13 protein-coding genes are annotated in these 18,658 nt (G+C 53.1%); 7 read left to right on the forward strand and 6 right to left on the reverse strand.

Annotated elements, in window-relative coordinates; translation table 11 throughout:
* Positions 1–37: 37 nt before the first annotated feature.
* Both QMG16_RS14240 and QMG16_RS14245 read right to left on the reverse strand, forming a co-directional pair.
* On the reverse strand, positions 38–931 hold the full coding sequence (locus QMG16_RS14240) for a CobW family GTP-binding protein (RefSeq protein ID WP_281795265.1): 894 nt from the start codon (positions 929–931) through the stop codon (positions 38–40).
* A gap of 74 nt (positions 932–1,005) precedes the next feature.
* Positions 1,006–2,463 carry an RtcB family protein gene (locus tag QMG16_RS14245; RefSeq protein WP_281795267.1) on the reverse strand — a complete coding sequence of 486 codons (1,458 nt, stop codon included), beginning with the start codon at positions 2,461–2,463 and terminating at the stop codon, positions 1,006–1,008.
* Positions 2,464–3,084: 621 nt separating this feature from the next.
* Between QMG16_RS14245 and QMG16_RS14250 the strand changes: the two genes are divergently transcribed.
* From QMG16_RS14250 to QMG16_RS14280, 7 genes are all read left to right on the forward strand, one after another.
* Positions 3,085–4,122 (forward strand): 3-dehydroquinate synthase II, encoded by a 1,038-nt coding sequence (locus QMG16_RS14250; protein ID WP_281795269.1) that lies wholly within the window; start codon positions 3,085–3,087, stop codon positions 4,120–4,122.
* A complete protein-coding gene (gene pheA, locus QMG16_RS14255; RefSeq protein ID WP_281797088.1) occupies positions 4,119–5,252 on the forward strand; it encodes a prephenate dehydratase in 1,134 nt (377 codons plus the stop codon). The genes QMG16_RS14250 and pheA overlap by 4 nt, the downstream gene beginning before the upstream one ends.
* A 41-nt stretch (positions 5,253–5,293) precedes the next feature.
* Positions 5,294–6,037 (forward strand): type I 3-dehydroquinate dehydratase, encoded by a 744-nt coding sequence (locus QMG16_RS14260; protein WP_281795271.1) that lies wholly within the window; start codon positions 5,294–5,296, stop codon positions 6,035–6,037.
* Between the two features lie 88 nt (positions 6,038–6,125).
* Positions 6,126–6,968 carry a shikimate dehydrogenase gene (aroE, locus tag QMG16_RS14265; protein WP_281795273.1) on the forward strand — a complete coding sequence of 281 codons (843 nt, stop codon included), beginning with the start codon at positions 6,126–6,128 and terminating at the stop codon, positions 6,966–6,968.
* Complete coding sequence (gene aroA / locus QMG16_RS14270) at positions 6,961–8,241, forward strand: 3-phosphoshikimate 1-carboxyvinyltransferase (RefSeq protein WP_281795275.1); 1,281 nt, start codon at positions 6,961–6,963, stop codon at positions 8,239–8,241. The genes aroE and aroA overlap by 8 nt, the downstream gene beginning before the upstream one ends.
* A 210-nt stretch (positions 8,242–8,451) precedes the next feature.
* Positions 8,452–9,906 (forward strand): D-alanyl-D-alanine carboxypeptidase/D-alanyl-D-alanine endopeptidase, encoded by a 1,455-nt coding sequence (gene dacB / locus QMG16_RS14275; protein WP_281795278.1) that lies wholly within the window; start codon positions 8,452–8,454, stop codon positions 9,904–9,906.
* Positions 9,907–10,236: 330 nt separating this feature from the next.
* Positions 10,237–10,731: an FKBP-type peptidyl-prolyl cis-trans isomerase gene (locus QMG16_RS14280; protein WP_281795280.1), complete on the forward strand. Its 495-nt coding sequence runs from the start codon at positions 10,237–10,239 to the stop codon at positions 10,729–10,731.
* Positions 10,732–10,875: 144 nt separating this feature from the next.
* Here the strand turns inward: QMG16_RS14280 and QMG16_RS14285 are convergent, their stop codons facing one another.
* The 4 genes from QMG16_RS14285 to gyrB form a co-directional block, all read right to left on the reverse strand.
* On the reverse strand, positions 10,876–12,300 hold the full coding sequence (locus tag QMG16_RS14285; protein ID WP_281795281.1) for a sensor histidine kinase: 1,425 nt from the start codon (positions 12,298–12,300) through the stop codon (positions 10,876–10,878).
* A gap of 164 nt (positions 12,301–12,464) precedes the next feature.
* Positions 12,465–13,484, reverse strand: coding sequence for an NAD(P)H-dependent glycerol-3-phosphate dehydrogenase (locus tag QMG16_RS14290; RefSeq protein ID WP_281795283.1), 1,020 nt, complete (start codon positions 13,482–13,484; stop codon positions 12,465–12,467).
* On the reverse strand, positions 13,484–15,913 hold the full coding sequence (gyrA, locus tag QMG16_RS14295) for a DNA gyrase subunit A (RefSeq protein ID WP_281795284.1): 2,430 nt from the start codon (positions 15,911–15,913) through the stop codon (positions 13,484–13,486). Before gyrA ends, QMG16_RS14290 begins: the two co-directional genes overlap by 1 nt.
* A 209-nt stretch (positions 15,914–16,122) precedes the next feature.
* Positions 16,123–18,543: a DNA topoisomerase (ATP-hydrolyzing) subunit B gene (gyrB, locus tag QMG16_RS14300; protein ID WP_281795285.1), complete on the reverse strand. Its 2,421-nt coding sequence runs from the start codon at positions 18,541–18,543 to the stop codon at positions 16,123–16,125.
* Between the last annotated feature and the right edge of the window lie 115 nt (positions 18,544–18,658).

An 18,658-nucleotide genomic window follows, 5' to 3' on the forward strand; every position in this document is an offset into this window, starting at 1 on the left:
CTGCTTTCCGGAATCAAGAATTCCAATAGTCTCTATACTACTCTTTTACTTCGCATTCCTTGAGATCTTCCAGAATGGTCTGGCGCATGTCATTCAAATGCCGGCCGATGAAGACCAGCTGCGTCTTATCGGCGTGGAATTCCTCCAGGTCAGCGCGTCCCACCACGTAATTGAAAATATGGTCTGTATCATGAAATCGCACAAAACCCTTGACCCGAAAAACCAGCGGGGGCAAAGCGGAGATGAAATATCTGAACTTTTCCTCATCCAGGCGGGCATCGGTCGTGTATGCAAAAGACTGTAACGGGGCTTCCCCATGGGGCGTTCTGGGCAAGGAGGGTCTTTCCTCCGTTTCCAGTCCAAAAAGCAGGTTCGTGTCCACATCGCATCCCATGGTTCTGAAATACATGGCGCCCGCATTGAATCTTCTGATCTGATTTTCCACCTGATTCACCACATCCGTCGTCACCTGATCGATTTTGTTGATGAGAATGACGTCAGCCACCTTGAGCTGGTTCAGGGTAGTATATCCAATATGAGGGTACCTGTGGCTCAGATAAGCATCCACAATGAAAACAACACAGTCCAATCTCACTTCGGGCAGGTTTTCCTGTATGCCATACACCAAGGCATCCGATTCGGCCACACCGGTCGCCTCGACGATGATGAATTCCGGTTGGACATCATGGATGATTTCCCTGACAGCCGCCTCGAATTCCCCCGTCAGAGAACAGCAGACACATCCGCCCAGCAGTTCGACGATTTGAACGTTGCGTCCCTGAATCACCTTACTGTCTACGGCAATTTCTCCGAATTCATTCATGAGAACAGCCATTCGCCGCTGCGGCTTTCTTAAAATCCTCTTCAGAAGCGTCGTTTTTCCGCTGCCCAAAGAACCCGTTACAAGTATGATGGGTGTTTTCGGTTGCATGACTTCTCCTGGATCAGCCTTCACCCCGACTCTCTGTCGGCGAAAGATCGGGCATTTCCAATCCCTTGCATCTCCTATCCTTTAATATTCCCGATGGGAATAAACCGGGTCACTTTCTTGCTTATGCCGGAACGCTCCGTGGCCTGGACCACCTCGTCGATATCCTTGTAGGCAGGGCCTGCTTCCTCGGCCAGCCCCGAAAAGGAAACACTCCTTACATAAATACCCCGCTGCTCCATATCCTCGAGCAGCTTCTTCCCATGGAACTGCTTCTTGGCCTGATGCCGGCTCATGGTACGACCGCTCCCATGGGCCGTGCTGAAAAACGTCTGCGCCCCCTCTTCCACTCCGACCAACAGATAAGAACCGGTTTCCATGCTCCCTCCCACGATGACGGGCTGTCCGGTTTTTTTATAGATTTCAGGCAGCTCAGCGGCACCAGGGCCAAAAGCGCGGGTCGCACCTTTGCGATGGACGAGCAGTTGGCGGGGCTTTCCGTCCACAATATGCTCTTCCACTTTGGCCGTATTGTGCGCCACGTCATAAACCTGGTGCATCCCCAAATCTTCAGGGTCCCTATTGAAAACCTCCGCAAAGACTTCCCTCACTCGATGCAGGATCACCTGCCGGTTGGCAAAAGACATATTGATGGCGCATTTCATCGCCGCAAAGTAGTCCTGTCCCTCGGGGGAGAAAAACGGCGCACAGGCCAACTCCCGGTCCAGGATTTTGATACCGTATTTTTTTTCCATGACTTTGAGGAAACTCTGGAGGTAGTCCGTCGCCACCTGGTGCCCGAACCCCCGGCTGCCGCAGTGAAACATGACCACGATCTGTTCGGGTTGGGTGATTCCAAAGGTTTTGGCCAACTGGGGATCGAATACGTTCTCCGGTCTGACCACCTGAATTTCCAGGTAATGGTTTCCGGAACCGAGAGTCCCGATCTGCTTGAAGCCCCGCTCGATGGCTTTATTGCTCACCTTGGAGGAATCCGCCCCGGAAATACATCCCCGCTCCTCGGTGCGTTCCAGGTCTTCCTGCCAGCCGTATCCATTTTTGATGCACCACCGAGCCCCCTGTTCCAGGACATGCCGGAACTCATCCTGGGATATCCTGACAAACCCACTGCCCCCTACCCCCGATGGAACGCGGGCAAAGAGCCTGTCCACCAGTTTTCGCAGCTGCGGCTTCACTTCGTCGTAGGTGAGGTTGGTGAGAACGAGCCGCATACCGCAATTGACATCAAATCCGATACCTCCCGGAGAGATGACCCCCGTCTTCAAATCCATGGCGGCCACGCCCCCGATGGGAAAACCATACCCCCAGTGGCCATCGGGCATACAATAAGCGTATTTGACGATACCCGGAAGCGTCGCCACGTTGGTCACCTGGTCGATAACGCCCTCGTCCATGTTTTCCATGAGTTTCTGGGTGGCATAGATCCTCGCCGGAACGCGCATTCCTTCCTTATAGGTTATGGGAAGCTCCCAAATGGTGTCCGAAATTCTAATGAAATCTTTGAGTACTGCCATGGCTTCCTCACTTTCTGCGCCCTCGTCAAGCCAAATGCCTCGTCGCGGGCGACGGTCGGCTGGAAAATGGATCGGATGCAAAATATTTCAACAGTTCACGAGCGAAAAGAAATCTCGCAAATACGGACAGAGAAGGCAATCAGGGTCGAGAGCAGGATGTAACTGATTCACGGGATGTAACTGATTCAAATGATACATTAAACAATTGAATTAACTATACTGCTCTTGTCGGCTTTTGTCCATCCCACTCGGCGGTTCTCATTGCAATTCTCATTGTGGACATTTACGAGGAGTTGATTTGAGAATGCATCACAATTTTCTTGACAGTCTTCGTGGTACCCTTTTATTCTATCCAAACATTTTTAACAGGTATGTTCATCACGATCAAAGAGGATGCAGCTTTAAAATGACAGGTCAGGCTTTTTTCGATTATTATTTTTATTATTATTTTCCCGCAAGCGGAGAGTTGCGCTGACCTGCCTGTAATTTAGAAAACCCGAGAGTAAGTCTTCAGAAAGCCGCAGGTTCAGCCTGCGGCTTTTTTGTTTTTTAGCATCATCGCATGGCGCACATACTAATGGTGCTGAACCTTTTTACCTTTCAATCCGTGGGGGAACTCCTTTGAAAGAAGCCTGGGTCTACATCGATGAATGGTCCAAAGAGATGGTGACTACCGCTCTTGAAAATGGTGCCGACGCCCTGGTGATTCCGCCGGGCTGCCAGGAAAGGGTCAAAGCTCTGGGCCGAATCGCCACCATCGGCTCAGACGGAGACTTGAAGCCGGGAAAGGATGTCTTTTTCGAACCGCTCAATTCCCCGGAAGACGAGGCGCGCATCGCCCGACTGCTCCCTCAGGGGCCCGTCGTTCTGGAAGCTCGAACCCCCAATGTTGATGAAGCGCAGGGCGAAATTCCCAGCAAGCGGCATTGGGAAGTGATTCCCCTGGAAAACCTTGTGGCTCGGGGCGGCCGCCTCCTGGTGCCGGTTCACTCCACCGAAGAGGTCGATCTGGCCATGGGCATTCTGGAAAAAGGAGTGGCAGGCGTGGCTATACATGCCCTGGACCCCGGGGAATTGAAAAAACTTTTGAAACGGGTGAAAGAAATAAACGAAAACGAAACGCTTGAATCGGCCACCATTGAAAACATCCGTTCGGTAGGGTTGGGGGATCGCGTTTGCATCGATACCTGCACCCTCATGAAGGAAGGTGAAGGAGTGCTCGTGGGAAACTCGAGCGCCTTTCTTTTTCTGGTTCAGGCCGAAGCCAAGGTAAATCCCTACGTGGCTCCCCGCCCTTTCCGAGTCAACGCAGGACCTGTTCACGCCTACGTCAAGATTCCCGACGGACGCACGAGGTATTTGAGCGAGCTTGCCTCGGGAGATCCCGTCCTCATCGTGCGTGCGAACGGGACAACCCAAACCGCCACCGTCGGCCGCGTCAAGATAGAACGCAGACCCCTGCTGCTCATTGAAGCCGTTTGCCGGGAGATAAAGGGATCGATTCTGTTGCAAAATGCGGAGACCATCCGCCTTTCGAGCCCTGACGGACAGGCTGTTTCCGTTGTGGATCTGAAGCCCGGGGATTCTGTTCTGGTCGCCATGGAAAAAGCCGGACGGCATTTCGGGATGAAAGTGGAAGAAACCATTTGGGAGAAATGATTGTGGAAGACCGACTGACAGCACTACGAGAAGCGATAGACGAGGTGGACACGGAGCTTCTGAAGCTCTTGAACAAACGCATGGAGCTTGCCTGCGAGGTCGGCCGCTTCAAGGCGGAAAAAGGAGTCCCTCTTTTCCATCCCGGCCGGGAGGAACTCATTTTCGAACGCCTCACCAAGGCCAATCCCGGTCCCATTGCCGCAGAATCCCTGCGGGCCATTTACAGGGAAATCTTTGCAGCCTCGAGGCTGCTTCAGTATGTTCTGCAGGTGGCCTACCTCGGCCCGGAATGGACCTACTCTCACCTGGCGGCCCTTTCCCTCTACGGACATTCCGCCCGTTACATTCCCTGTTCCACGCTGGAAGATGTGTTCGAAGCCGTTCTCAAAGGAAAAGTGCACGTGGCGGTCATCCCTATCGAAAATTCCCTGCAGGGAGGGGTCGGCCGCAGCATGGACCTCCTCTACGAATCGGAAATGCGCGTGGTGGGAGAATGCTACCTGGAAATCGCTCACAATCTCTGCAGCACGTCAAGTTCCATCGCGGATCTGAAACATCTCTATGCGCACCCCCAGGCCATCGAGCAATGCAGGCGCTGGATTTTGGGAAACCTGCGCCATGTTGAAATCTATGAGAGCACCTCCACAGCCCAGGCGGCCCAGATGGCAAAGAAGGACCCCATCGGGGCCGCCATCTGCAACCTTTACGCGGCTCATCATTACGGCCTGAACATCCTGGCCGACCGTATCGAGGACCAGGCGGGAAACACTACCCGTTTTCTGGCCCTCTCGAGCCAGCTGAACCCTCCCACCGGAAGCGACAAGACTTCCCTGCTGTTTGCGGTTTCAGATCAGCCCGGAGCCCTTCATGCCGCTCTGGAAGCCTTCTCAGATGCCCATGTCAACATGACGCGGATCGAATCGCGCCCCAACCGCCTTTTTCCCTGGCAGTACCTCTTCTATGCCGATATAGAAGGGCATGTGGAAGACGAAAACGTGCACAAGGCTTTGGACGAACTCCGGACCAAAGTCACTTTTCTAAAGGTACTGGGATCTTACCCCAAGAGAGACCCCAAGCTTCCCATCCGCTTCGAAAAAGAAAAGCTGCGTCAGTCGGACCGGCAGGGATAGAGGCCGAAACAGGAAGTTCAGAAAACGAAAGCGCTGTTTCCATGAAACGAAAAACTGCCTTATGTGGCTGTCTGCTGGATGTTCCCATCGAGGAAATCCCAAAACTGCTCACCAACGACCAGGTGGACCTCCTGGAGTGGCGCCTGGATATCTTCATTCAAAAGCATTCCCTGAAAAAAACGCTGGAGGCTCTGGGTTTTCTTTCCACGGAACCGCGGCTTCCCGTTCTGGTGACCAACAGGCCTGTGAGAGAGGGGGGAGTACTCGAAATGAATGAAGAACTCCGCCTGGAGGTGCTTCGAAAGGCCGTGGGGGCCGGAGCCGAATGGGTGGATCTCGAGGAGGACACCCCGGAAAGCATCGTGGAAGAATTCAAATCCAGGGGAACTCGGACGCTTCTCTCGCACCACGTTTTTTCCGGAACGCCAGACCGGCTGACTTTGCAGCGCTTGGCAGAGAGAATGGCCATCAAAAAGCCTCATGTGCTCAAGATCGTGACCCTCGCCCACGCGCCGGAAGACAATCTCAGGGTACTGGATCTCATCCCTTTCGGCCGCCAGGAACTGGGCATGGAAGTCATTGCATTCTGTATGGGCCCGGCGGGGCGCTGGAGCAGATTCGCCTGCCTGCCTCTCGGAAGTCCATGGACATACGTGCAGCTGCCGGGGCCTTCAGTGGCCGCACCGGGACAATTCACGGCAGCTGAAATGCGCACCATCCTGGAAACAGGCAACTGGCTGGAAGAGATGGATACCGCGAAATTTCCCCTTCGAAGGGGGGATTGAAGGGGGAGATGTTTTGAGAGTCCCCCTCTGCCTTCCTCAAAGTGGGAATTTGAATTTTTAATTCAACAACATACAACGGAGCTTTTTTATGATCCGTCCCGTTCAAAAGGATCTTTTCGCCGTCATAGGAAACCCGGTGGCTCACAGTCTGAGCCCAGCCATGATGAACGCGGTTTTTCTGAAGCTCGGCATGGCCTGTGTATATGTCGCCCTGGAGGTGGATGCCCTCGAGGAAGACCTGGAGACCCTGCATCGCATGGGAATCCGGGGGATGAGTGTGACGCTGCCTCACAAGGAAACCGCCTATCGCCTGGCAAAGGCTGTGGATAACACAGCACAGGCCATAGGAGCGGTGAACACCCTGCGGCGTCTGGAAAATGGGTGGGAAGGCTGCAACACCGACTGGCTCGGATCCAACCGATCCCTGGAACAGGTGACTTCCCTCGAAGGCAAAAGGTCCCTGATTCTGGGCGCGGGAGGCGTGGCAAGGGCCGTGGCCTATGGACTCAAACGGAGCGGAGCTTCGGTGACCGTGAGCAACCGCACGGTTAAGCGCGGAGAAGCTCTGGCCGAAGCCTTTCATTGCGATTTCATTCCGCTCGATGAACTGAAGCGGTCTCCAGAGGATCACGGCTTTCAGGTGGTCGTTCAATGCACTTCCGCCGGCCTCATGGGAAAGGAATCTTCACCTCTCGTTCCCGAATCTTTTTTTCAACGGGGCATGGTGGTCCTGGACACGGTTTACCGGCCTCTATGGACCCCATTCATGCTGACGGCTCAAAAAGCCGGCTGCATAATGGTTCCCGGACTGGAGATGCTCCTGCACCAGGGCGTGGCCCAGCTGGAATGGTGGCTGGGACTGCAGCATCTTCCCAGTGAAGGAATCCAGGTCATGAGAGATACTTTGAAGAGGGCTCTTGAAAATGAGTAAAACCATCAAAAAAATTGAACCCGTTTCCCGCGTCAAGGCACGGATCCGCCTTCCTGGATCCAAATCCGTCACTCACAGGGCCCTGCTTATGGCGGCTCTGGCCCAGGGAGAGAGTCAAATAAAAAATCCCCTGGTGGCCGAGGACACCCTCCTCACTGCCAAAGCGCTCGAGCAATTGGGTGCTGAAATGCAATGGGGAGAACAAATTGTCCGGGTGATTCCGGCTCAAAAGCGGTGGAAAGAGCCCCATGGCCCCATTTTCCTCGGCAACAGCGGCACCAGCACGCGGCTTCTCCTGGCCGTGGCCGCTACGGGAACCGGGGAATTCCTCTTCGACGGAAGTCCCCGCTTGAGGGAGCGCCCCATCGGCCCCATTCTGGAGGCCCTGAAGACCCTCGGTGTGCAATGTCAGTGCCTGGGGCAGGAAGGATATCCTCCCGTCAAGATCATCAGCCGAGGGCTTGCGGGAGGCGAAGTCTGGGTGGATGCCGGCCAGAGCAGCCAGTTTCTTTCGGCTCTCCTCATCGCTTCTCCCTGCGCCCGGAAAGAAATGCGCGTGGGATGGCACGAACCCATAGCCTCATTCCCCTATGTGGCTCTCACCCTTTCCATGATGGAAGAAGTGGGAATCGAGTACCGCTGGTCGGGCACGAACCGGATCATCGTTCCGGCCCCACAGCCCTACCCCGCATTGAAGTACACGGTGGAAGGGGATTGTTCCTCGGCATCCTACTTTTGGGCTGCCGCTGCCCTGACTCAAGGGGAAGTCTACACCCATCCCATTTCTCCCGGCAGCTCCCAAGGAGACTGCCGCCTCCTGGAAGTCATGGAAAATATGGGATGCCGCGTGCAGTGGGAAGAGGAAGGCGTCACGGTTTCGGGCCCCGAGCGCTTGAAGGCCGTGGATCTCGACATGAACAAAATGCCCGACATGGTTCCCACCATAGCGGTACTGGCAGCCTTCGCGGAAGGTCACACACGGATCCGCAATGTGGCGCACCTCAGGGTCAAGGAATCCGACCGCCTCCACGTGGTGGCCATGGAATTGAGCAAACTCGGAGTCCCGGTTCGGGAACTCCCCGACGGTCTGGAAATCGATGGAGGGCATGCCCACACTCCCGATACGGGCCTGGAAGCCCACGACGATCACCGCATCGCCATGGCCTTCGCCCTGGCGGGGCTTTGTGTGAAGGGTGTTGAAATTCACGGGGCGGAATCGGTGGCCAAATCCTTTCCCACCTTCTGGGACGTCTTCGCGCAGTTGCAACCCTAATCCATGTATGCTGAGGAAGTTGGCGGATTCCAATATCCCGTTATTCACCACGGAGACACAGAGAAGATTTTGGAATTCTTATGGGATTCCTCCGTAATTTCTATGCCTCCGTGGTGAATGTGACAATGTCACATTTACTTGCGTAATCTGCGGATAAGAAAAAAGGAAAAAAAACCTCGCGATGAACTCGAACATTCAAAGAGATTCGGCATGAAGCGTTTCAGATTTCTTTATTCAGTCCCGATCCTGGTTTTTTTGTTCCATTTCTCGGCAACGGTTTTCGCGAGCCAGGCTTCCGACGGTTTTTACGGGTCGTTCATCGACCGTTTTCAAAAAACCTCGGGGCAGTTCGGTCTACAGGTCATTGCGCTCCCATCGGGGCATGAAGTGTGGGAACACAAATCCCGGAACACCCTGGTACCCGCATCCCTCGTCAAAGTTCTTACCAGTTACGCCGCCCTCAAGACGCTCGGTCCCTTTCACCATTTCAATACGGAAATCTGGGCAATGGCTGCACCTCAGCAAGGCACCCTGGCGGGCGATATCTGGATTCGAAGCGACGGTGACAACTACCTTTTGAGCGAAAAAGCCTGGACGCTGGCCCAAAAAGTCAAAGAGCAGGGCATTCAGACCATCCGTGGTAGAATCATTGTGGACAACAGCTTCTTTTTTCCTCCATCCGAACACATCTGTGTGGATGAAAAATGCGACCGCAGCTACAATCCGGTCGTTTCCGCCACGGCCATGGAGTTCAACACGGTCACTCTGAACATCACTCCCGGTGAGAAAGCGGGGGCTCCGGTCGAAGTCAGCCAGTTTCCGCCGGGGGACTACATTGAAGTGCAGAATATGGCTACCACCGGATCATCCGGTTCCAAACTGCAACTTCAGCTCAAATCCCGGGGTTTGACCAGAGACGGCCACGAAATCTACCAGTTGTCGGGCAACCTGCCCATCGGTTCGGAAGGCGGACGTCAATACCGGGTCAATGTGGATGACCCGGCAGCTTTTTTCGCTCATTCCTTCAGCATGCTCCTGAAGCAGGCAGGTATCGACGTCCTCGGGAAAATTCCCGGAACGGGAACCGTACCGCCGGGAGCCAAAAAGATCGCTTCGTACGAATCCGCACCCCTTGGAGACATGCTGTTCGGATTGAACCGCTACAGCAACAATTTCATGGCCGAAATGCTTCTGAGAAGCCTCGGAGCCGGAGTCGTGGGTACGCCGGGCAGCGTGAACAAGGGAGTCTCCGTCATTCGAAACACCCTCGAACAGCTGGGGGTGCCGGGAAACGAGATCCTGCTGGACAGCGGGTCGGGACTCAGCCGCAACTGCCATGTCAGCCCCCGGGCTTTTTGCAGCGTACTCACAAGTGCATACCGGGATTTTTCCATAACCCCGGAATTCATCTCCTCCCTCGCCATGAATTCCAATGAAGGGACTCTCAGGAGAAGACTGCGCCATTCGGGAGTCACCGTTCGCGGAAAAACGGGAACTCTCAAGGATGTCGTGGGATTCTCGGGCTATGTATCCGGCCCACAGGGGGATCTCTATGCCGTGACCGTCATCCTGAATGATGTCAAAAATCTCTGGGAAGCAAGGGAGGTTTTGGACAGCTTCCTGGAAGAACTACCTTCGGCGGCGTCTTCATCCGCACCGGGTTGATGGTCTGTATATTTTCTTGTTGAACCCGTAACGGGTAAAAACTTCTCCCACAGGCGGGATCTCCAGCATACACCCGCCTCAAGCCAAGGGCTGCCCCCAAAGTTCACACTCTGTTCAACATCTGAAAATTCCATGGAATTGCCCCAACCGGCGATTCATGTTATCTTGACTTCTACCAGCCTGCACCCTATTTTATGGTCACACTTGGTACCGGCATTGTCGAATCATTTGCGTTTATTTTCAGCACCTTGGAAAATCAATCGCTCTTCCGGATGAAGGCAATGTAAACCGCAGTATGGATTTTTTATGATCACTCTCAAGGAGAAAAGAATGAAAAAGGTAGAAAACGGCGATTATGTTAAGGTGCTTTATACCGGCAAGTACGACAATGGTGATGTTTTCGATTCCAACGAAGGGTGTGAGCCCTTCGAGGTTCATATCGGATCGCGTGAAGTGATTCCCGGTTTCGAAAATGCCCTGATCGGCATGAGCGCCAATGAAAAAAAGACTTTTACGCTTGCAGCTTCCGAAGCATATGGAGAACGCGACGACAGCCTCGAGAAAAGCTTTCAGCGCTCGGATTTTCCCGATGATTTTCAGCCTGAAGTGGGGCAGGTCATCGTTTTGCAGAGCTCTCAAGAGGGGCAGTTCCCCGCTACTGTCAAGAGCATCGAAACGGACTCCGTCATTCTCGACTTGAATCACCCTCTTGCGGGAAAGAGCCTTACCTTTGACGTTCAGGTTATAGAAGTCAACGATAAACCCACAGTGTCACCCTGCACATCCGGTTGCAGCAGTTGTGGATGTGGTGGTTCCTGCTCGTAACCCCTCACCTCGGATTTGTAATCCAAAACCGAGATAGATGATCCTGGAAGCAGAAAGGCCGTATGATTCGTTACGAGTCATACGGCCTTTTATATCGTCTGGAGAAAAGGATGGGTAAAAATCCCATGAACAATTTTTTGAAAGCTACCCCTTCAGAGGTAGAATGAAATAAAAAAGATTTCCGAATTTCTGGGGTTCACACCCCACTCTGCCCCCGTGAATTTCCACCACATTTTTCACAAAACTCAATCCATGACCCGTCCCCCGCTCTTTTCCCGCAGATGCCGCACGGTATCCTTCCTCGAAAATCTTTCGAGACTCTTCCATTGAAAGGGGCTTGCCGGTGGTAAAGAAGTTGAACCGGAAGCCGTTGATGCCTTTACCGAAAAAGTCTTTGAGGATCTGCCGGTTATAGGAAAGAAGCTTTATCTTGTTTCCCAATTCGTCTTCCACCTGCTGCACGTATTTGACGGCATTGGAAAAGAGGTTGTCGAAAACCTGGGAAATGAGCCCCTTATCTACGAACAATGTCACCTCTTCGTCGGGAACGCTTTCCAGGAGATTGTCGATCATGATCTTCTTTTTCTCGAAGATGGGAATATAACGTTCTAAAAGGGGCTCGATGATTTCCGCTCTGAAATTGCAGACCTGCCTTCTCAAAACATACGTGCCCTTCTCGAAATGGTCACGCCTCAAAAGGGTTTCAAGAAAGAGACTCGTGTGTTCATAATGTTTGGAGAGCGCTTTCCAGTCTTCTTCCAGGGATTGATTGTTGCGTTGAATGCACTGACAAATTTCACTCAATTCCCTGGAAAGCCCCTCGTCCAGGTCTTTGACGGACCCCAGCAGATTCCCCAGTCTTTCCTGCGCCTGCCCATAGGTAACGAGGCTTTTTTTCAGGCGAATCAGAAAGAGCCTGTAATACATGTTGGGCGATATCACGTTGTGTTCGATATCGGAAACCAGCTGGTTGATGAATTTCAAGTGATTGATATTCTGCTGAATAAGCATTTTCTGATGCAGGTTGAAACCAATGCGGTTGGTGAACTTTTCCAAAAAGAACCGCCTCTTGGTATCCATCCCCTCTTTGGGACATATTTCGAAAAGCCCCAGGATAGGGCTTTTACTGAGAAAGGGAATCAATTGTGTGAGGGCTTCGTTTCCACGAATGGGAAAAATCATGCAGTTATGAGTTTCATAGGGGTGCTCCAGAATATTCAATCCGGATTGGACCCGTTTTTCCGGGGGAATCAACCCTTGCACACTGTCACAGACTTTTTCCAGCCTGGATGTCTTGAAATCTAGGATGTGAAGAGCGCTCTCGAGCCCCAGAAACTCTTTGGGCACGGCCACACTGATAAGGTAGAGAACATCGATGCTTGTGTATTCCTGAGCCAGGTCAAAAAAAGTGGCAAAAGCCTCCTCTTGAACGCGTTCGAGATTATAGTGCCTGTATTTTTCCTTTTTGTCTTTCACCCGGTCGTAAATGATCGAACCCAAATTCTGAAATATGCTTTCACTTCGCGGTTTTTCTTCGGCGTTCAAAGTTGAAAGAGTACTTTCGGCCATGAGATCACTCCACGAAAATCGGATGATTGGTGAATACCGGACGTTCAACCCTGGCCACAGGTACAAGAAATTGGAGATGATCTCAATATACACTAAAAATCACCGTTGAACCAATAATTATTGGTCCAACGGATTCGGTCTCACATCAAAACAATATCCAGATATTACGCATGTTCCAATTCGTGTTTGAGGTCCCTGCCCATCAGTTCCTGAACGGCTGTCCTGGGATCTTTGTCCTCGTAGAGGACCTGATAGACTCTTTCGGTGATGGGCATTTCCACTTCCATCCGCCGAGCCAGGAAATAAGCGGAGCGCGTCGTTTTGACTCCTTCCGCAACAGTACGGGTTCCTTCCAGGATTTCTTTCAGCTTCTTTCCCTGCCCCAACTGCATGCCGACGGAGCGATTGCGGCTGAGATCCCCCGTGCAGGTCAGCACGAGATCTCCCATGCCCGCCAGGCCGGCGAAGGTGAGAGGATGGGCCCCCATTTTGACGCCCAGGCGTGAAATCTCAGCCAATCCACGTGTGATGAGAGCCGCACGGCTGTTGAGTCCAAATCCCAGGCCATCGCATGCGCCCGCGGCGACGGCGATGACGTTTTTGAGAGCGCCGGCCAGTTCCACGCCAACCTTGTCCAGGCTGGTGTAGACCCGGAAATAATCCGTTGAAAAGATCCTTTGAACGTACTGGGCTGCTTCGATGGTATCGCCGGCCACGGTGACAGCGGTGGGAATCTTCTGACTCACTTCGCGGGCAAAGGACGGCCCGGAGAGAGAAAGCTCGTGAATGAAGTCCTGATCCGGAAGGATCTCTTTCCATATGCCGGACATGGTCAGGAGTGTCTCATTCTCGATTCCCTTGGTTGCGTTCACCACCATGGCGCCGGGCTTGAGATAAGGAAGCATCCGGCCGGCCACTTGCCTGTAGACGTGGGAAGGAACCACCATAACGAGCAGATCATGGTCTTTCACCACACTTTCCAGATCGTTGTGCGGAACGAGGTTTTCGCTCAAGACAAAACCCGGAAGGTAATATTCATTGACGCGAGTCTCCCGAATGATGCCGCAGAGATCCTCCTCATAAACCCATAAATCCACCGGATAACCTTTCTCCGCCAGCAATTGCGCCAGAGTGGTTCCCCAGGCCCCAGCACCAAGAACGCCTATAGGTCCTGAATGTTCCATCAAACCTCCGTTTCTTCCTTTGAATCGTCGGATTCCGTCAAAACCGTCATATCCACCACTTTCTCGCCTTCGTCCAGGCCCATGAGCTTGACTCCCTGAGTCACTCGCCCGATGAGTCTCAGCGGAGCAACAGGGAAACGAATCAGATGTCCTTTGTCCGTGATGAGCAGGATGTCATCTTCTTCCGCCACTTGGCGAAAACCGATGACATCCCCGTTGCGTTCGGTAATGCGGATATTGAACACCCCCTTGCCTCCGCGGCTCTGGGGGCGGTAGTCCTCATTGGCTGTACGCTTGCCGAAGCCGTTTTCCGTCACCACAAGCATCGACTTGCCCGGATCGATGACATCCATCCCCACCAGCTGGCTGCCGTCCAGGTTCATTCCCCTTACACCGCGGCTCACTCTCCCCAAGGGCCGAAATTCCTGCTCGTCCACGCGAATGGATTTCCCCGACTTGCTCATGAAGAAAAGATGGCGGCTGCCGTCTGTGATGGCAACAGAGATGAGCTCATCGTCGTCATCCAGCACGATAGCCTTGATGCCCGTGGAACGCGGATTCCCGTAAGCGGCCAGTTCCGTCTTCTTGACAATGCCGTTGCGTGTGGCCATGACGGCGTACAACCCTTCCTTGAATTCTCTGACGGGCAGAATGGTTTGAATCTTTTCACCTTCCTGCAGCGGCAGCAGGTTGACGACGGCTTTTCCTATGGCCGAAGGACCCACCTCAGGTATTTCATAGACCTTGAGCCAGAACACCTGCCCCCGATTGGTAAACACCAAGAGATAATCATGAGTGGAAGCCGTAAACACCGTGGTGACCACATCTTCCGGCCGGGTGCTCATGCCGCTGCGGCCTTTTCCTCCCCGCTTCTGGCTGCGGTAAAGCGCCACGGGAGTCCGCTTGATGTACCCGGCCCTGGAGATGGTGACCACCATCTCCTCATCGGCAATGAGATCTTCGATGCAGATATCCCCAGTTTCGGCCACGATTTCCGTTTTGCGCAGGTCCCCATATTGATCCACAAGTTCTTTGATCTCCTCGCGAATCACTCCATCGAGCAGAACCGGTGAAGCCAGGATCTGACGGAGCCGTTCGATTTCCTTGAGCAGCTGATTGTATTCCTCGATGATTTTTTCCCGTTCGAGCCCTGTCAGCCGCTGCAGCCTCATGTCCAGGATGGCCTGGGCCTGAACATCTGTAAACTCGAAGCGCTCCATGAGTTTCCGCTTGGCTTCCGGGGGACTGGGTGCGGCCCGGATCAGCTGAATGACTTCATCCAGATTTTCCAGGGCGATTTTCAAGCCTTCCAATATATGAATGCGTTTTTCCGCCTGCTTGAGCTCGTACTGAGTTCTCCTGATGACCACCTGGCGTCTGAAATCCAGGAAGTTCTGCAGCAGCCCCTTGAGAGTGAGCACTTCCGGCTTGTTGTCCACCACCGCCAGCATGATGACCCCGAAGCTGCTCTCGAGGGCGGTGTGTTTGTAGAGCTGATTTTCAACGACCTTGGGTTCATCTCCCTGTCGCAGGGTCAGGACGACCCGCATCCCTTCCCGGTCCGATTCGTCCCGGATGTCCTGGATGCCCTCGATTTTCTTCAGCTTGACGAGCTCCGCGATGCGTTCGAGCAACCGCGCCTTGTTGACCTGGTAGGGAAGCTCCGTAATGATGAGGTGGTTTCTTTTTCCCGACTCCTCCACTTCCACCCGTGCCCGCATCTTGATGATGCCGCGCCCCGTCTCGTAAGCATCCTTGATGCCGTTGCGCCCGTAGATAAACCCCCCCGTCGGGAAATCAGGCCCCGGGATGTGACGCATGAGTTCACTGATGCTGATCTGAGGATCATCGAGGAGGGCGAGCAGGCCCCGGCAGAGTTCCCGGAGGTTGTGAGGAGGAATATTCGTCGCCATGCCCACGGCGATGCCCGCAGATCCGTTCAGCAAGAGGTTCGGAACGCGGGTGGGCAGAACCGTCGGTTCCAGAAGAGAATTGTCGTAGTTGGGTTGAAAGCTGACGGTTTCCTTTTCTATGTCCCGCATGAACTCGTGACCGAGCCGGTGCATGCGCACTTCCGTGTAACGCATGGCTGCGGGAGGGTCTCCGTCCACCGAACCGAAGTTTCCCTGCCCGTCCACCAGTAGGTAGCGCATGGAAAAATCCTGAGCCATACGCACCAGGGCGTCGTAGACAGCCATGTCCCCGTGGGGATGGTATTTACCGATGACATCACCCACAATGCGGGCGGACTTCTTGTATGGCTTGTTGTAGTCGTTCCTGAGTTCGTGCATGGCGTACAGGATACGCCGGTGGACGGGTTTCAGGCCGTCCCGGGCGTCCGGAATGGCACGCCCGATGATGACACTCATGGCATAATCGAGATATGAAAGCTTGATTTCATCTTCGATGTTGATTGAATTTAAATCCATCTAAAAATTTCCTATGAGCATGAGCCTCTCGCGAGACTTTTTCAACGCCGCTTCCACGAAAGAGGGAATTCGTAAGATATGATGAATTCGTAAGAAGGCATCACCCCGGTGAAAACCGGGGTCCATGGAGGCAAGCCGCTAAAAAACACCGGATTCCGGCTCTCTCCGGAATAACGAAACAGCGCCTTTCGGGATCTTTTACGAGACCATCAAATATCGAGTTCCCTGAAATCCAATGCATTGTATTGAATGAAATCCCGGCGGGGTTCCACCTTATCCCCCATCAAAGTCGTGAAAAGTTCGTCCGCCTGGTACTGATCTTCGATTCTGACCTGAAGCAGGGTGCGCTTCTCCGGATTCATGGTAGTTTCCCAAAGCTGATCCGGGTTCATTTCACCCAGCCCTTTGTAACGCTGAAGACTCGTCCCCTTCCGAGCTTCCTCCATGAGATATTGAAAAAGCGCCCTCGGATGATCGAACTTTTCCTCTCCCTGAGCTTCCCTGACCCGGTAGGGCGTTTGGTGAAATATCTCCAGTTGAGCGTAAAGTTCCTGAAGCCTCTTGAACTCTGCAGACTGGAGATGGCGATTCTCCAGCCGAATGCGAACCTGTCCCTCGACGGATCGGGGATCCCACAGTTCCAGGTCGTACCCCTGCTCTTCTTCGCCCAGTTCGATGGAGAGAATCTCATATCCGAGCTTCTCCAGCTCGGCCTTGAGCAAGGACATGGAATCGGTATTCGACATGGAAAGCCGGTTTTCACTGGCGATCTTAAGGATTTCTTCCATCAGTTTTCCGGGTATTCCCCTTTGAGACTGCCGTTCGAGCAGCTCTTCGTACCGGGAGAAAGTCTTCATCAATTGAATCAATTGCTCCGAAGGAAGAGGCCCTCCCTGGCCGGACAAATAGACTTCCCTTTTTTCCACCGCTCTTTTCAAAAGGAAGGCATTCAGCTCATCTTCGTCCTTCAGGTAATATTCCTGTTTGCCCACCGCCACTCGGTAAAGAGGAGGCTGAGCGATGAAAAGGTTTCCCCGTTCGATCAGTTCGGGCATCATGCGAAAAAAGAAAGTGAGCAAAAGTGTTCGAATATGGGCACCGTCCACATCGGCATCGGTCATGATGATAGTCTTATGATAGCGGAGCTTATCGGGATTGTATTCGTCTTTTCCGACACCGGTCCCCAATGCCGCAATCATATTGCGGATTTCCTGGTTCTCGAGCATCTTGTCGAAACGCGCTTTTTCCACATTGAGGATTTTTCCTCTCAGGGGAAGAATCGCCTGAAACTTCCGGTCTCGCCCCTGCTTGGCCGATCCCCCTGCGGAATCCCCCTCCACAATGAAAATTTCACTGTTTACGGGATCTCTTTCCTGGCAATCCGCAAGTTTTCCAGGCAGCGAATGGTCACTCAAAACCCCCTTGCGCCGCGTGAGGTCCCTCGCCCGCCGGGCGGCTTCCCGTGCTCTCGCAGCCTCCAGGACCTTGTCCAGGATCAATTTGATGACTTTGGGATTTTCCTCGAAAAAGATGGAGAGCTTTTCATAAACCAGGTTTTCAACCAGACCCTTGACTTCACTGTTGCCCAGCTTGGTTTTGGTCTGTCCTTCAAACTGGGGCTGCGACAGTTTCACACTGACAATGGCGCTCAATCCTTCACGAACGTCGTCTCCAGAGAGCTTCTCGAGATCCACCTTTGCCATTTTCGTCTGAACCGCATACTGCTTGATGGAACGGGTGAGTCCGGCCTTGAAGCCCACCAGGTGGGATCCGCCTTCTTTCGTGTTGATGTTATTGGCAAAAGTGAAAATCTTTTCATTGTAGGTCTGGTTGTACTGCAGAGCCACGTCGATGGCGACTCCCTGCTTTTCCCCGCTGAACTTGATCACTTCCGGGTGGAGAGGTTCCTTGTTTTTGTTGAGAAATTCCACAAAGGAAGTAAGCCCTCCCTCGTAGCAGAAACTCCTGTCCTTAAGGGTTTTTTCGTCCGACAGATCAATACGGACCCCTGGATTGAGAAAAGCCAGCTCCCTCAGTCTCTGCACCAAAACATCAAAGCTCATTTCCGTTTCACTGAAAATGAGCGGATCGGCTTTAAAGGTGATGCGGGTGCCCCGCCTCTGCGTTTCACCTTTTTCAACCAGGGGAGTCCTGGGCTCCCCCCTCACATAGCGCTGAAAATAGACCTTCCCTTCACGGCGGATTTCCACTTCGAGATATTCACTCAAAGCGTTGACCACCGAAACGCCCACACCATGGAGTCCCCCGGAAACCTTGTACGTGGAATTGTCAAATTTTCCTCCAGCGTGGAGCTTAGTCATGACCACTTCCACGGCCGGTATATTTTCCTTTTCATGCAGGTCGACGGGAATGCCGCGACCGTTGTCCTCTACAGTGACGGAATCGTCCGAATGAATCTGAATCTGAATGTGATTGCAAAATCCGGCCAGCGCTTCATCGATACTGTTGTCTACGACTTCATATACCAGATGGTGCAATCCTTCCGAGGAAACATTTCCAATATACATGGAAGGGCGCTTGCGAACCGCACTGAGTCCTTCAAGGACTGTAATCTTTTGAGCGTTGTACTGCTCCAGAGAACTGTTAGCGCCCGGACTTGAATCTGACATACCCAAACCTCGATTTCCAACTCTGTTGGTTGTTTTTTTTATCTAACCCGAAAAAGCTTTCCCTACAGAAAAAAGGAAGTAATTCTTGTTGAATGCAGAATCCATTGAATAGTTT

It is taken from the genome of Desulforhabdus amnigena, from assembly GCF_027925305.1.
Classification (GTDB): domain Bacteria; phylum Desulfobacterota; class Syntrophobacteria; order Syntrophobacterales; family Syntrophobacteraceae; genus Desulforhabdus; species Desulforhabdus amnigena.

Bases quoted from the DNA above. Each gene is read 5' to 3' on its own strand.
- QMG16_RS14240 (WP_281795265.1), bottom strand. From the start codon at position 931: ATGCAACCGAAAACACCCATCATACTTGTAACGGGTTCTTTGGGCAGC.
- QMG16_RS14245 (WP_281795267.1), bottom strand. From the start codon at position 2,463: ATGGCAGTACTCAAAGATTTCATTAGAATTTCGGACACCATTTGGGAG.
- pheA (WP_281797088.1), top strand. From the start codon at position 4,119: ATGATTGTGGAAGACCGACTGACAGCACTACGAGAAGCGATAGACGAG.
- QMG16_RS14260 (WP_281795271.1), top strand. From the start codon at position 5,294: ATGAAACGAAAAACTGCCTTATGTGGCTGTCTGCTGGATGTTCCCATC.
- aroE (WP_281795273.1), top strand. From the start codon at position 6,126: ATGATCCGTCCCGTTCAAAAGGATCTTTTCGCCGTCATAGGAAACCCG.
- aroA (WP_281795275.1), top strand. From the start codon at position 6,961: ATGAGTAAAACCATCAAAAAAATTGAACCCGTTTCCCGCGTCAAGGCA.
- dacB (WP_281795278.1), top strand. From the start codon at position 8,452: ATGAAGCGTTTCAGATTTCTTTATTCAGTCCCGATCCTGGTTTTTTTG.
- QMG16_RS14280 (WP_281795280.1), top strand. From the start codon at position 10,237: ATGAAAAAGGTAGAAAACGGCGATTATGTTAAGGTGCTTTATACCGGC.
- QMG16_RS14285 (WP_281795281.1), bottom strand. From the start codon at position 12,300: ATGGCCGAAAGTACTCTTTCAACTTTGAACGCCGAAGAAAAACCGCGA.
- QMG16_RS14290 (WP_281795283.1), bottom strand. From the start codon at position 13,484: ATGGAACATTCAGGACCTATAGGCGTTCTTGGTGCTGGGGCCTGGGGA.
- gyrA (WP_281795284.1), bottom strand. From the start codon at position 15,913: ATGGATTTAAATTCAATCAACATCGAAGATGAAATCAAGCTTTCATAT.
- gyrB (WP_281795285.1), bottom strand. From the start codon at position 18,543: ATGTCAGATTCAAGTCCGGGCGCTAACAGTTCTCTGGAGCAGTACAAC.